At 72.5% G+C, this 13,615-nt stretch carries 12 protein-coding genes and 2 pseudogenes; 6 read left to right on the top strand and 8 right to left on the bottom strand.

Annotation, left to right across the window (positions count from 1 at the left end; all coding sequences use genetic code 11):
- Window positions 1-10: 10 nt before the first annotated feature.
- Window positions 11-478, bottom strand: coding sequence for a Dps family protein (locus AB0I38_RS14695; protein ID WP_358467003.1), 468 nt, complete (start codon window positions 476-478; stop codon window positions 11-13).
- A gap of 109 nt (window positions 479-587) precedes the next feature.
- On the opposite strand from AB0I38_RS14695, the gene AB0I38_RS14690 reads away from it, so the two are divergent.
- Window positions 588-1,292 carry a helix-turn-helix domain-containing protein gene (locus AB0I38_RS14690; RefSeq protein WP_358467001.1) on the top strand — a complete coding sequence of 235 codons (705 nt, stop codon included), beginning with the start codon at window positions 588-590 and terminating at the stop codon, window positions 1,290-1,292.
- Window positions 1,289-3,652, top strand: a complete 2,364-nt coding sequence (locus AB0I38_RS14685; protein WP_358466999.1) for a VIT domain-containing protein — start codon at window positions 1,289-1,291, stop codon at window positions 3,650-3,652. Before AB0I38_RS14690 ends, AB0I38_RS14685 begins: the two co-directional genes overlap by 4 nt.
- Window positions 3,653-3,830: 178 nt before the next feature.
- Here the strand turns inward: AB0I38_RS14685 and AB0I38_RS14680 are convergent, their stop codons facing one another.
- The 3 genes and pseudogenes from AB0I38_RS14680 to AB0I38_RS14670 all read right to left on the bottom strand — a co-directional run.
- Window positions 3,831-4,961, bottom strand: a complete 1,131-nt coding sequence (locus AB0I38_RS14680; RefSeq protein ID WP_358467122.1) for an FAD-binding protein — start codon at window positions 4,959-4,961, stop codon at window positions 3,831-3,833.
- A pseudogene (locus tag AB0I38_RS14675) lies at window positions 4,898-5,047 on the bottom strand (NAD(P)-binding protein); the annotation flags it as partial. The pseudogene AB0I38_RS14675 and the gene AB0I38_RS14680, both read right to left, overlap by 64 nt.
- Window positions 5,037-5,215 (bottom strand): annotated as a pseudogene (locus tag AB0I38_RS14670) (hypothetical protein); the annotation flags it as partial. The pseudogenes AB0I38_RS14675 and AB0I38_RS14670, both read right to left, overlap by 11 nt.
- Window positions 5,216-5,414: 199 nt before the next feature.
- Between AB0I38_RS14670 and AB0I38_RS14665 the strand changes: the two are divergent.
- Window positions 5,415-7,670, top strand: a complete 2,256-nt coding sequence (locus AB0I38_RS14665; protein WP_358466997.1) for an arylsulfatase — start codon at window positions 5,415-5,417, stop codon at window positions 7,668-7,670.
- Window positions 7,671-7,755: 85 nt separating this feature from the next.
- Window positions 7,756-8,622, top strand: coding sequence for a homocysteine S-methyltransferase (mmuM, locus tag AB0I38_RS14660; protein ID WP_358466995.1), 867 nt, complete (start codon window positions 7,756-7,758; stop codon window positions 8,620-8,622).
- A 14-nt stretch (window positions 8,623-8,636) separates the two neighbouring features.
- On the opposite strand, the gene AB0I38_RS14655 is transcribed toward mmuM, so the two are convergent.
- Window positions 8,637-9,338, bottom strand: coding sequence for a lysophospholipid acyltransferase family protein (locus AB0I38_RS14655; RefSeq protein WP_358466993.1), 702 nt, complete (start codon window positions 9,336-9,338; stop codon window positions 8,637-8,639).
- A 147-nt stretch (window positions 9,339-9,485) separates the two neighbouring features.
- Here AB0I38_RS14655 and AB0I38_RS14650 point away from each other — a divergent pair, with 147 nt between their 5' ends.
- Both AB0I38_RS14650 and AB0I38_RS14645 read left to right on the top strand, forming a co-directional pair.
- The gene (locus tag AB0I38_RS14650; protein WP_358466991.1) at window positions 9,486-10,244 is read left to right on the top strand and encodes an alpha/beta hydrolase; all 759 of its coding nucleotides are present in this window, start codon (window positions 9,486-9,488) and stop codon (window positions 10,242-10,244) included.
- A 46-nt stretch (window positions 10,245-10,290) separates the two neighbouring features.
- The gene (locus AB0I38_RS14645; protein WP_358466989.1) at window positions 10,291-10,764 is read left to right on the top strand and encodes a hypothetical protein; all 474 of its coding nucleotides are present in this window, start codon (window positions 10,291-10,293) and stop codon (window positions 10,762-10,764) included.
- 7 nt (window positions 10,765-10,771) lie between these two features.
- Here the strand turns inward: AB0I38_RS14645 and AB0I38_RS14640 are convergent, their stop codons facing one another.
- The 3 genes from AB0I38_RS14640 to AB0I38_RS14630 are packed head-to-tail and all read right to left on the bottom strand — an operon-like array spanning window position 10,772 to window position 13,605.
- Window positions 10,772-11,920 (bottom strand): hypothetical protein, encoded by a 1,149-nt coding sequence (locus tag AB0I38_RS14640; RefSeq protein ID WP_358466987.1) that lies wholly within the window; start codon window positions 11,918-11,920, stop codon window positions 10,772-10,774.
- 38 nt (window positions 11,921-11,958) lie between these two features.
- Window positions 11,959-12,654 carry an endonuclease/exonuclease/phosphatase family protein gene (locus tag AB0I38_RS14635; RefSeq protein WP_358466985.1) on the bottom strand — a complete coding sequence of 232 codons (696 nt, stop codon included), beginning with the start codon at window positions 12,652-12,654 and terminating at the stop codon, window positions 11,959-11,961.
- Between the two features lie 18 nt (window positions 12,655-12,672).
- On the bottom strand, window positions 12,673-13,605 hold the full coding sequence (locus tag AB0I38_RS14630; RefSeq protein ID WP_358466983.1) for an ROK family glucokinase: 933 nt from the start codon (window positions 13,603-13,605) through the stop codon (window positions 12,673-12,675).
- Between the last annotated feature and the right edge of the window lie 10 nt (window positions 13,606-13,615).

The following is a 13,615-nucleotide window of genomic DNA, read 5'->3' as shown; positions in this document are numbered from 1 at the left end:
TTCGGCGGGCTCAGCGCTGGGCCTGGAACATCCAGCGCTGCTTGTCGATGTCCTGGGCAACGGCGATGAACAGGTCCTGGGTCACCGGATCCGGCTCTTCGGTCGCCTCCACCCGCTCGCGCATCCGCTGGCCGATGCCGTCGAGGATGTCGCTCATGCTGGCCACGACCTTGCCGTCCTCGATCCAGCCCCGCTCCGGCTGCGGCAGCTTGGTGGACTTGCCGAGGGTCGTGGAGCGCCCGTCAGGGTTCAGGCCGATCGCCGCCGCCCGCTCGGCGATGGTGTCGGCGTGCCCCCGCGCCAGCGAGGTCACCTCGTCCAGCTGAAGGTGGACCTGGCGGAAGTGCGGGCCGATCACGTTCCAGTGCATCTGCTTGGCGACCAGCGAAAGGTCGATGAGATCGACCAGGGCTCCCTGCAAGGCCTCCGCGACGATGTTCTTCGCGTCGCCCGTAAGCGGGCCCGTGATCTTAGCCATGTCGTTTCCTCCCCGTTGGTTCGACAACATGCTCATGTCTATATGAACCAAATCGGGCGTTTTAATCATCCCGTTGACACTGTAATAGTGACAGTGTCATTGTGAGGGTATGAGCGACACCTGGACCATCGGCGAGCTGGCGGAGCGCGCGGCCGACCTGCTGCGCAGCCACGCCCAGCCGGTCAACGGCCGGGTCCGCGACGTGCCGGGCGAGCGCCTGATCAGGTGGTATACGACCATCGGCCTCGTCGACCCGCCCCTGTCCCGGCGCGGCCGCGTCGCCCGATACGGCCGCCGCCACCTGTTGCAACTGGTCGCCGTCAAGCGGCTCCAGGCGGCCGGGAGGTCGATCGCGGACATCCAGACCGCTCTCGCCGGGGCGACCGACTCGATGCTCGAAGCGGCGGCCCTGCCGCTTCCCACCGCCCCGGCGCCCGCCGTTCCGGGGGCCGGGTCCTTGGCCCCCGGCGCTTCAGCGGCCGGCGCTCCGGTGCCGGCACCCGCTCGGGAGGCGCCCGAGTCACACGACGCCGATTCGGCGGCCACCCGCTCCCGGTTCTGGACCCGCCCGCCGTACGACGCCCGCGATCCGGGCGCTCCGCCGGGGCACGACGTACCTGACTCGGGCGGTCCGCCCGGGCCGGACGGCGCGCGGCTCGCGGCCGGCGGGCTGGTGCGGGGGGTCAGGCTCGCGACGGGGGTGACGCTGGTGCTCGACGGCGCCGGCCGCATCCCGACTTCAGACGACATCCAGGCGGTGCTGACCGCGGCCGGGCCGCTGCTGGCGGCGCTCGACGAGAGGGAGCTGCTATGAAGATCACCACGCTCGCACCGGAGCGGTGCCAGCCGGTGCCGGACGCGGGGTTCGGCGCGCTGCGCACCGAACGGGGCAACCTGCCGCTGGAGAGCGTCGACGTGACGGCCGGCATCTCCGGTCTCGTCGCCGGCGTCGAGGTGGCGCAGGGCTTCCGCAACCCGTTCGACGTCACGCTGGAGGCGACGTACGTCTTCCCGCTCCCGGACAGGGCGGCGGTGACGGCGTTCAGGATGGAGGCCGACGACCGGGTCATCGAGGGCGAGCTGAAGGAGCGCGGCCAGGCCAGAGCCGACTACGACCAGGCGTTGCGCGAGGGCCGCAGGGCCGCGATCGCCGAGGAGGAGCGGCCGGACGTGTTCACGATCAGGGTGGGCAACATCCTGCCCGGCGAGCGCGTCACGGTCCGGCTGTCGCTGAGCCAGCCGCTGCCGTACGAGGACGGCGCGGCCACCTTCCGCTTCCCGCTGGTCGTCGCGCCCCGCTACGTGCCGGGCGTGCCGCTCGACGGCCCTTCGGCGGGTGACGGCACCGTGCCCGACACCGACGCGGTGCCCGACGCCTCGCGCGTCACTCCCCCGGTGCTGCTGCCCGGCTTCCCCGACCCGGTGCGCCTGTCGCTGGCCGCGACGGTCGACCCGGCCGGGCTGGACCTGCGCGAGATGGCCTCCAGCCTGCACGTGGTCGAGGAGGAGGGCCACACGGTACGAGTGCGCCCCGGCGAACGCCTTGACCGCGACTTCATCCTGCGCCTGTCGTTCGAGACGTCCACGTCGTTGCAGCTCGACGGCGAGGGGACGTTCGCGCTGACCGTGGTGCCACCGGAGGTGCAGGCCACCCGGACACCGCGTGACCTCGTGCTGCTGCTCGACCGGTCGGGGAGCATGAGCGGCTGGAAGATGGTCGCGGCTCGGCGCGCCGCCGCCCGCATCGTCGACACCCTCGCCGCCGAGGACCGCTTCGCGGTGCTGGCCTTCGACTCGGTGGTGGAGCAGGCGTTCGATGGGCTGGTGGCGGGCTCCGACCGCAACCGCTACCGGGCCGTCGAGCATCTGGCCCGCGTCGACGCCCGAGGCGGCACCGAGCTGCTGGAGCCGCTGCGCGAGGCCGTCGCGCTGCTGGAGCCCGCCGAGGGCAGGGAGCGGGTGCTGGTCCTGGTCACCGACGGCCAGGTGGGCAACGAGGACCAGATCCTGGAGCGGGCGGGCGGCGCCCTGTCGGCCATGCGCGTCCACGTGGTCGGCATCGACCGGGCGGTGAACGCCGGGTTCCTGGGCCGGCTGGCCGGGCTGGGTGCCGGCCGGTGCGAGCTGGTCGAGTCGGAGGACCGGCTCGACGCGGCCATGGAGCAGATCCACCGCCGGATCGGCGCTCCCGTGGTGACGGACCTGTCGCTCAAGGGGCTCGACGTGGAGCCGGGCACGGTGACCCACCTGGGGTCGATGTTCCCGGGGGTGCCGCTGCGGGTGTACGGCCGTCGCCGTTCCGGCGACTCGGTGACCGTACGCGGCCTGGCGGCGGGCGCGCCGTGGGAGCGGCAGGTCGCGGGCACGGTGGTGGACAACCCCGCGCTGCGCGCCGTCTGGGCCCGCGCCCATCTGCGTGAGCTGGAGGACCGCTACGCCATGGGCGAGCACGAGCTGGAGTCCGAGATCGTGCGGGTCTCGCTCGAGTACGGCGTGCTGTGCCGCTTCACCGCCTACGTGGCGGTGGACACGCGGCAGGTCGCCGAGGGCGGGCCGGAGCACCGGGTGATCCAGCCGGTGGAGCCACCGAGCGGCTGGGAGATGCCCTCGGCCCCGCCTCCGATGTCCGGGTTCGTGGCCCAGGCCGCGGTGATGGCGGCGCCTTCGGGGTTCCTGCCGAGGTCGGCGAGCTTCGAGGCGGCCCTGGAGGACGAGGGCTTCCGTGGCGCGCCGGCGGGTGGCCCGATGGGCGGCCCGATGGGCGGCTCGGCGGGCGGCTCGGCGGGCGGCTCGGCGGGCGGCTCCGTGGGGCCTCGTGGCCCGGTCTTCGCACCTCCCGCCGTACCTCGTCCGGCCCGCCGCGCGCCACAGGGCCTGGAGGCCGTCCGCGGGCAGTTGACGGCCGAGCTCGACCGGCTCAGGGCACTGCCCATGGCCGACGTGCTCTACCTGGCCGACCTGGGCTCCCGGCTCGCCGCCCTGTCCGCCTACCTGGGCGATCACGCGGAGCTCTCCGCGCTGGCCCGCGAGCTGGAGGCGGCCGAGCGGCCGGGCGCGGATCCGCAGGCGTTGCGCGCGCACGCCATCGAGGTGCTCACCGCCCTCACCGGCGGCGCTCCGCACGGCGGATCGGCCCCGGAGCAGCCGCGGCGCCCCTTCTGGAAGCGCTCCTGACCGGACACCCGGGTGAGCGGATGGCCGTCATCCGGCGCCGGGCCCGGTCGCGCCACGCGATGGGGCCCGGCTGCCGCGACCGCACGGTCGCGCCACGCGATCGGGCCCGGCGGCCCTGGCCGTGCCACTCGACGAGGGCCCCGGCGTCGCCTCCGCGACGCGCGTGGTCCGCCGGCGGTCAGCGGGTGTCGGCGATGTGGTTGGCGGCGACGTAGCCGAACGTCATGGCGGGGCCGATGGTGGCGCCCGCGCCGGTGTAGCTGTGGCCCATCACCGCGGCGCTGGCGTTGCCGGCCGCGTAGAGGCCGGGGATGACCGCGCCGGCCGGCGAGAGCACCCGGGCCCTGGCGTCGGTGACCAGGCCGCCCTTCGTGCCGAGGTCGCCCGGAACGATCTTGAAGGCGTAGAACGGCGGCAGCCACAGCGGCGCGAGACAGGAGTTGGGGAGGACCGCCGGGTCGGTGTAGTAGTGGTCGTAGGCGCTGTCTCCGCGCCTGAAGTCGAGGTCCCTGCCGGTCAGGGCGAAGCCGTTGAAGCGGCTGATCGTGCTCTGCAGGGCTCCGGCGGGCACTCCCATCCTGGCCGCCAGGCCGGCGATCGTGCCCGACTTGACCAGGGCGCCGTTGCCGTACCACGCGTCGGGGAACGGCAGAGTGGGCGCGAGATCCTTGAAGAGGTAGCGGTTGCGGTAGTTCTGGTCGATCACCATCCAGGCGGGGATGTGCGGCGCCGCGGCGTTCCTGTCGTACATGACATGGACCACGTCGCTGTAGGGGGCGGCCTCGTTCACGAAGCGGGCGCCCTGCTGGTTGACGATGACGCTGCCCGGAAGGGTGCGCTCGGCCAGGCAGAAGTACGGCTCGCCGGGCAGCGGGATCACCGGCCCCCACCAGGAGTCGTCCATCAGCGCGACCTCCGCCCCGGCCGCGAGACCGGCCGTGATGCCGTCCCCGGTGTTGGACGAGGCGCCGACGGTCCAGTCGGTGCCGATGGGCTGACGCTGGTAGCGGTCGCGCATGCCGTCGTTGTGCTCGAAGCCGCCCGACGCGACCACGACTCCGTACCTCGCCTTGAGCAGGGTCGGTACGCCGCCGCGCGACACCAGCACGCCGGTGACGCGGCCCGAGTCGACGCGCAGGTCGATGAGCGGCGTGTTCAGCCAGACCGGCACCCCGGCCTGCAGCAGCCCGGCCCGCAGCGCTCCGGCCAGCGCCTGTCCCATGGTGAGCGGCTTCTTCCCCTGCGCCACGGCCCTGACCCAGCGGTCGTAGGTCGCGAGCACGACGGCCGCGCCCCTGGGGTTGACCAGCGGGCCGCCGAGCCGCCGAACGTGGCCGCCTTCTCGATCACGAGCGTGTTCAGCCCGCGCTTGGCCGCCGCCAGCGCCGCGGTCATCCCGGCGGCTCCGGCTCCGACGACCACGACGTCGTACTCCGGCGCGGCCGAGGCGTCCGCGTGCGCGGCGACGCGGCCGAGCACCGTCGAGCCGAACGCGACCCCGGCTCCGGCGGCGGCACCGCGCAGCAGTTGCCTGCGGGTCGGATGTGCGCGGTGAGCAGGCATGGGACGACCCTTCGCCTCGGGCGGGGGCCTCGTGTGCCCGCCGCCGGCCCGTGATCCACTCCAGCCGACCAATCATGCGCTTGGTTGGTTTCGCTGTCAACGGAGCGGTGTCCACTCCGCCGATCCCGTGGCCGTCCCCGAACCGGTGACCCGGCGCCGGCCTCCTGTCCCGGATCGCTGGTATGCCTATACTCCGGAAATGATCGCGTATGAGGGTTTCGGCGGGCGGGTAGGCAGGACGTTCGCGGGGTCGGAGTCGTGGTGGCCGACGCGGCCGACGCCCGGTCCCGGCGCCCCGAACATCGTGGTCGTCCTCGTCGACGACGTGGGCTTCGGCGACCTGGGCTGCTACGGCTCCGAGATCCCCACTCCGCACCTGGACGAGCTGGCCGGGCAGGGCGTCCAGTGGACCGACTTCCACGTCACGCCGATGTGCTCGCCCACCCGGGCCGCGTTGCTGACCGGCGTCGACCCGCATCTGGCCGGGGTGGGGCACATCGCCAACTCCGACCCTGGGTTCCCCGGCTACGCCGGCGAGCTCGCTCCGGACGCCTTCACGATGGCCGAGATCTTCCGGGCGGCCGGATGGCAGACCATGGCCGTGGGCAAGTGGCATCTGACCAAGGACTCCGACATGTCGGACGCCGGGCCCCGGCACGCCTGGCCGGTGCAGCGGGGGTTCGACCGGTTCTACGGGTTCCTGGAGGCGTTCACCGACTTCCACCACCCGCACCGGCTCATCCGCGACAACTCCGCCGTCGAGGTGGACCGCTACCCCGACGGCTACCACCTGACCGACGACCTCACGCGCGAGGCCGTCGCGATGGTCAGGCAGGCGAGCACGGCTCAGACGCCCTTCCTGCTCTATCTGGCCCACGGCGCCGCCCATGCCCCGCTTCAGGCCGCGCCGGACGACATCGCGCGACACAGGGGCAGGTACGACCACGGCTGGGACGCGATCCGCGAACGCCGCTTCGCCCGCCAGCTCGACCTGGGCCTCTTCCCGCCCGGCACCGAGCTGCCACCCCGCAACGCCGAGCCGGGCGACGACGTGCCCGCCTGGGACGACCTTCCCCCGGACCGGCAACGGGTGTTCGCCCGCTACATGGAGGTCTACGCCGCCATGATCACCGGGATCGACCGCAGCGTGGGCGTCCTGCGCGAGACCCTGGCCGAGCTCGGCGAGCTGGACAACACGATCTTCATCTTCACCTCCGACAACGGCGCGTCGAGGGAGGGCGAGGAGCACGGCACCACCCAGTACCTGCGCACCCTGCTGTCCGCCAACAGCCGCCACGACCGGGAGGACCCGGCGGCCGACCTGGCCCGCCTCGACCTGATCGGCGGGCCGCGCACGCTCTCGCACTACCCGCGCGGCTGGGCGATGGCCTCCAACACCCCCTTCCGCCTGTACAAGCGCAACACCCACGCGGGCGGCCACGCCGTGCCGTTCCTCATCTCCTGGCCGGCCGGCCTGCCCCAGCGGGGCGAACACAGGAACCAGTGGGGCTACGTCACGGACGTGCTGCCCACGCTGATCGAGCTGACCGGCGTCGAGGCGCCCGAGGGCCGGCCCAGGAAGGGCGCCTCCCTGGTGAAGGCCCTTCACGACGCCCACGCCGTACACGATCATCAGGAGCAGCTCGCCGAGTTGCAGGGACACCGCGGCTACCTGCGCGGTGAGTGGGAGATCGTCACCCGGCACGCCCCGCTGACTCCCTTCGGCGAGCACGAGTGGGAGCTGTACCACCGGCCGAGCGACCCCACCCAGTTGCGCGACAGGGCGGCCGAACGGCCGGAGAAGGTGCGCGAGCTGGCCGCGGCCTGGGAGGAGGCGGCCCGTGCCGGGCAGGTGTATCCGCTCGACGAGGGCTCGCGCCTGCGCTACCTGCTGCGGCCGCCGTGGCATCGCGCCCCCCTCCCGGTACGGCTGACGCCGGGCACGCACACCCTGGAGCGGTGGCAGGCGTTGCAGCTCGTCCAGTGGCGCTCGTTCACCGTCGAGGCCCGCATCGGCGCTCCGGGCAGGGGCGTGCTGGTGGCGCACGGCGGGCAGGGCGGCGGCTACCTGCTCTACGTCGAGGACGAGCTGGTGTTCGCCCACAACGGCCACGGCGAGCTGCGCCTGCTTCACGCGGGCGTCCCCGGCGGTCACGTCAGGGTGGAGGTCACCGCGCCGGGCGGCTGGGTGTGGGACGTGTCCGTGACCGTGGACGGCGAGCCACGCGGCACGCTGACCGGGCTGCCCATGCTCGCGGCGTTCTGCCCCATGGAAGGGATCGACGTCGGCATCGACCGGCGCTCTCCCGTCTCCTGGGACGTGTACGAGCGCCACGGCCCGTTCCCCTTCACCGGGGTGCTCGACGAGGTGGTCTACACCCCGGGTGACTTCGCCCCCGACGCCGGCGACAACTTCGTCGACCTCGTCAGGGAGATCGGCCGGAAGTACGAATAGGCGTCGGCCGGAGCCCGGCACCCGCTCACCGGCGGCCTCCGGAGCCGGAGCGGGAACGGCCCCGTGAGGACCATAGGCTGAAGAGGTGAGCACACTTGTCCTGGACGGCGGGCTGGCCACCCACCTCGAAGCACTCGGGGCCGACCTGAGCGACGAGCTCTGGTCCGCGCGGCTGCTGCTGGAGGATCCCGGCCTGATCCGGCGCGTCCACGCCGACTACTTCGCGGCCGGGGCCCACGTGGCCACGACCGCGAGTTACCAGGCGTCGCTCCAGGGGTTCGCGAACCGGGGGCTGGACGTGGCACGGGCCGAGCGGCTCATCCGGCTCTCGGTGGAGCTGGCCGCTCAGGCCCGCGACGAGGCCGGTGACGGGCTGGTGGCCGCGTCGGTCGGCCCCTACGGAGCCTTTCTGGCCAACGGCTCCGAATACACCGGCGACTACGACCTCGACGAGGACGGCCTGCTGGCCTGGCACCGGCCGCGCTGGGAGATCCTCGCCTCGGCCGGGGCCGACCTGCTGGCCTGCGAGACCATCCCGTCCTACCCGGAGGCTCGGGCGCTGGCCCGGCTGCTGCGCGAGACGCCCTCGGTCAAGGCGTGGGTGAGCTTCTCCTGCCGCGACGGCGAGCACATCAACGACGGCACGCCGATCACCGAGGCCGCCGCCCTGTTCACCGGCAGCACCCAGGTGGTGGCCGTGGGGGCCAACTGCACCGCGCCGGGGCACATCCCCGGCCTCATCGCCTCGCTCACCGGCGGGCTGCCCATCGTCGTCTACCCCAACTCGGGCGAGACGTGGGACGCCGGGCGCCGCCGGTGGCTGGGCCTGGCCGACCCCGTGGAGTACGGCCAGGCCGCCACGGAGTGGGAGCGGGCCGGCGCCTCGCTGATCGGCGGCTGCTGCCGCACCGATCCCGGTTTCATCCGGCAGATCCGCGCCCATCTGCCCTGAACGGCCGCAGCGGGTCAGCCCTTGCGTGCCCGGGCGGTCCGTTCCATCTCGACCTTGGCGCTGGCGGCGTACTTGTCGACGTACTCCTGCTCCGACAGCTCCATGAGCGCGTACATGATCTCGTCGGTCACCGCGCGCAGCACCAGCCGGTCGTCCTCCATGCCGTAGTAGCGGGAGAAGTCGAGCGGCTTGCCGAACCGGACGCCGGGCCGGATGCCGAACTTGGGCATCGGACGTCCGGGCGGCATCATCTCGAAGGTGTTGACCATGGCCCACGGGATGACCGGGGCGCGTGACTCCAGCGCCAGCCGGGCGACGCCGGTCTTGCCCTTGTAGAGGCGCCCGTCGGGTGAACGGGTGCCCTCGGGGTAGATGCCAAGCAGGTTGCCCTCGCCCAGCACCCGCAGGCCGGTGCGCAGGGCGGCCTCGCTGGCCTTGCCGCCTGAGCGGTCGATCGGCACGGTGCCGACCCCGCTGAAGAACAGTCGGCTGAAAAAACCCTTGACGCCGCGGCCGGTGAAGTAGTCGGACTTGCCCAGCGAGATGACCTTGCGACGCAGCTGGAGCGGGCCGAAGAAGTGGTCGGCGAACGACAGGTGGTTGCCGGCCAGGATCGCCGGGCCCTGCCTGGGCACGTTCTCGACACCCTCGGCCCAAGGCCGGAAGACGATGCGGAGGATCGGCCCCAAGATGGCCTTGACCACCCAGTAGAACACCCGGCCACCTCACATTCACGGCTTTCTCGGCGAGCAGAGTCATCTTCGCATCTCACGACCGATGCTCATACACCACCTCTCGCACAAAGCCCCAGGATCGTGCGACGATCGGGCCAATCCGGGATGAAATCCCTAAGAGGAGCTGTTATGCCGCTCATGCCAGGCGCGGAACCCTACCACCATCACACGGGCCAGATCGGTGTGCTGCTGTGCCACGGTTTCACCGGCTCGCCGCAGTCGTTGCGGCCGTGGGGTGAATACCTGGCCGGACATGGCTTGAGCGTCTCGTTGCCACGCCTGCCCGGCCACGGCACCTCTTGGCAGGAGATGAACCATACCCGCTGGGAGGACTGGTACGCCGAGGTGGAGAAGGCGTTCGAGGACCTCCAGGGCCGCTGCGCCGAGGTGTTCGTGGCGGGCCTGTCGATGGGCGGCGCCCTCGCGCTGCGGCTGGCCGAGGTGCACGGCGACGCGATCAGGGGCGTGGTGGTGGTGAACCCGTCGATCACCAGCGACGTGCCACTGCTCAAGCTGGCTCTGGTGCTCAAGTGGTTTCTGTCGTCGGTGCCCGGCGTGGCCAACGACATCAAGAGACCCGGCGTGACCGAGGTGGGCTACGACCGCACCCCGGTCAAGGCCGCCGCCTCGCTGCCGGCGCTGTGGTCACTGGTGCAGGCGGACCTGGACAGGGTCACGCAGCCGGTGCTGGTCTACCACAGCACCGAGGACCATGTGGTGAAACCGACCGGCGTCGCGATCATTCGTCAGAGGATCCCGCAGGCCACGATCGAGGAGCTGACCGATAGCTACCATGTTGCGACTCTGGACAACGATGCCTCCAGGATCTTTGCCGGAAGCCTCGACTTCATCAGGACACATGCCTCGGTACCCTTGCGGAGGGACTGATCGCACCCAGGGGGAAGTCGCGATCGCTGCGGAGAGGCCGATCTAGGTGACGCCCCAGAGTGACGAGGACGAGGTCTGGCGGCAGATCGTCGCGTCCTTCAACGACACGGCCGAGCGCGACTCGGCCGATCAGCCATGGCCCGACAGCGAGAATCTCCCGGTCGAGCCGGTTCGCCGCGTGGTGAAGCCCCCGGAGCTCGCCGAGGGCGACACCGAGGACGACGGCGACGAGGGCCGGGACCCGGTGTCCGGCGAGGACGACGAGGACGACGAGGGGCACTTCCAGCCGCCCCCGCCACCGCCGCTGCCCAAGCTCGACCTGCCCACCAAGCTCGCCTGGGTGGCGCTCTTCGGCGGCCCCGCCTACCTGCTGGTGGCGGCGATGGCCGACTGGCGGATGGAGGGCTGGGCGCTGTTCACCGCCGTGGCGGCGTTCATCGGCGGCTTCGTGGCGCTGGTGGTGCGCATGGGCGGCGGCCCGCCCAACGACTCGGGCTGGGACGACGGAGCCGTGCTCTAGCCGCGGCCTAGGAGTCGGCCGGCAGCGGCGCGCGCGGCCCGAACGACTCCACGACGTCGGTGTAGCGATCGGCGTCGTCGACGGCGTGCCCGACGGCCCACACCGCGCCCTTGCCCGCGAGGTAGGTGACCGCCTGCAGTCGCACGCTGTTCCTGCCCCGCGCGGCTCGTCCCCGGATGGTCTCGCAGCCGTCCTTCTCGCAGCGCAGCATGAACGGCTTCGCCGCGTGCGACGGGTCGTAGCCGGAGATCCAGTAGCGGCCCTTGCCGTCGCCGGTCACGCCGTAGAGGCGCGAGTCGGTGCCGGGCAGCTCGATCCGCTTCCAGCGCTTGCCGTTCCACGACAGCACGAGCGGCTCGACGTCGTCGGGCCCGTGGTAGACGCCGCCGACCGCCAGCGCCCGCTTGGCGCTGTCGACCTGTACGTCACGCAGGTAACCGCCCGGGATGTCAGGCACCTTCATGGTCTTCCACGCGTCGCCGGAGCGGTGCACGATCAACGGCCGGGTGCCGGTGTCGCCCACCGCGAACCCGGCGGACACCGCGTAGAGGGCGCCCTCGTCGGCGGTCTCCTGGACGGTCCAGCGGCCGTTCTGGCCGGTCACGATGAGCCCGGCGACGGCGTTGCCCTTGGCCGGGTCGCGGCTGGTGCCGCTGCCCACGGCCACGACCCGGCCGGGCTCGGCGGAGATGCCCCCCAGCCAGTCTCCCGCCCGCAGCCCGTCGGCCCGCACCCGGTCGAACCCGGTGATGCCGCCGTGGGCCAGATAGGGCAGGCCGTCCCGGCCGTCGCCCACGGCCCACACGTCGGCCGGGGAGGCGGCGGCGATGCCGCGCAGGTTGCCCGCGGTGGTGGCGTCGCGGACCGGCACCTCCGACCAGCTGTCGCCGTTCCAGTGACGGATGGTGCCGCGGTTCTTCCAGACGTCCCAGATCTCCTGCTGGCCGACGGCCCACACGTCGCCCGAGGTGAGCGCGAGCACGTCGGAGAGCGAGCCGTCGGCGTCCAGGCGCACGCTCGTCGACTGCTGCCAGGCCTCGATCGAGTCCATCGAGGCGGGGCGTGGATCGGCATGCGCGGCGAGCGTGACCTGGGACAAGGCCACGGACGTCGCCAAGATCAAGGTGAGCGCACGCCGCCGAAAGCGACGGGTCATGACCAAATGCTACGGGCTGGCGGCCGACCGCCCTGCCGTTAGGGGTCAATTCGCAACTCGGCGACCACCGGCAGATGGTCGGTGGCCTCGGCCAGATCGGCGGCCGGGGCGTCGGCTCCGCCGCACGAGACCACCGTCAGCGCCGGGGCCGCGAACACCGCGTCGATGCGCGCCTGCGGGCGCCTGGCGGTGAACGTCAGGCCGTCGCCCGTGGGCGCCCGCGGGTAGCAGTCGACGAGCCGTTCCGCCAGATAGCGCCAGGTCGGCTCATGATCACGCTCGTTGAAGTCGCCGCCCAGCACGACCGCCGCGCCGAACCAGGAGGCCGCTCTCTCCAGCAGCATCAGCGCCTCGGTCGCGTGGTGCAGCCGGGCCGCGCCGTTGAGGTCGAGATGGAGCGAGCCCACGGCGAGCCGCGCGCCGTCCACCTCCACGACCGCGATCACCAGGCCGCGGACCTCCAGGCCCACGAAGACCCGGAGCACGTGGCTCTCGGCGTGCAGCACCCTCACGCGGGGGGCGGCGAGCACCGCCACCCCGCCGAGCCTGCCTCCGGCCACCACCCGCAGCCCGGCCGCCTCGGCCAGTCCCTGCCGCCTGGCCCGCCAGTTGAGCAGGCGCGGCGCCTCCTGCAGGCACAGGACGTCGCACCGCATCGCGTTGATCACGCGCAGCAGCGCGGGAACGCTGTCTCTCAACCCTCGTACGTTGTAGGTGCCCACCCTCACGGTCACGGACGGAATCCAGCCCCGTCAGCGCAGCCTGGCGAGGTCCGCCGCCCCCACGACCCCGGCGGAGGCGCCCAGCTCGGCCAGGCGGATCTCGGCGAGCGGCCGGTGCCCGTTGCCGGTCAGCCGCTCGGCGAACGTCTTGCGGGCCCGGTCGAGGAAGAGGTCGGCCGCCCGGGAGACGCCACCGCCCACGATGAAACAGCCGGGGTCGAGGATCGCGGCCAGGTCGGCCATGCCCTGGCCGAGCCAGTCGGCGAGGGTGTCGAACGCGGCCAGCGCCACCGCGTCGCCGCGCCGCGCGGCCTCGGTGACCTCCTCGCCCTCGATCTTGCCGCCGGCCAGGCCGAGCAGGATCCGGGCGTCTTCGGGCCGCTCCGCGGCGAGCTCCCTGGCCTCGATGACCAGCGCGTTGCCGCTGGCGTACTGCTCCCAGCAGCCCGTCTGGCCGCAACCGCACGGTCGGCCGCCGGGCCGCACCTGCATGTGGCCGAGCTCGGCGCCCATCCCCCAGCGGCCCCGGTAGAGGCTGCCGTCGAACACCAGCCCGCCGCCGATGCCGGTGCCCAGCGTGACGCAGACGACGTGGGACTGGCCCCGGCCGGCGCCGAACCTGGTCTCGCCCCAGGCCATGGCGTTGGCGTCGTTCTCCACCACGATGGGCAGGCCGATCAGGCCGCTGATCTTCTTCTGCAGGGGCTCCTCGCGCCAGGCGAGGTTGGGCGCGAAGCGCACCATCGACCGGGTCTCGTCGACGAAACCGGCGGCGCCGACACCGACGGCCTCGATCTCTCTGCCCTCGGCCAGCTCGCGGACGACGTCGGCCACCGTCTCGGCCACCAGGTCGGGCCGGTCGGCGGGAGTCGGCCGCAACGCCTCATGGACGATCCGGCCCTCGTCGTCGACGACCCCCGCCCCGACTTTGGTGCCGCCGATGTCAACACCGATCGTGAGCATGTCCGATGTT

The sequence above is a fragment of the Nonomuraea cavernae genome, assembly GCF_040655715.1.
GTDB lineage: Bacteria > Actinomycetota > Actinomycetes > Streptosporangiales > Streptosporangiaceae > Nonomuraea > Nonomuraea cavernae_A.
The sequence above is the reverse complement of the archived record's forward strand: the minus strand, read 5'-3'. Positions and strand labels throughout refer to the sequence as shown.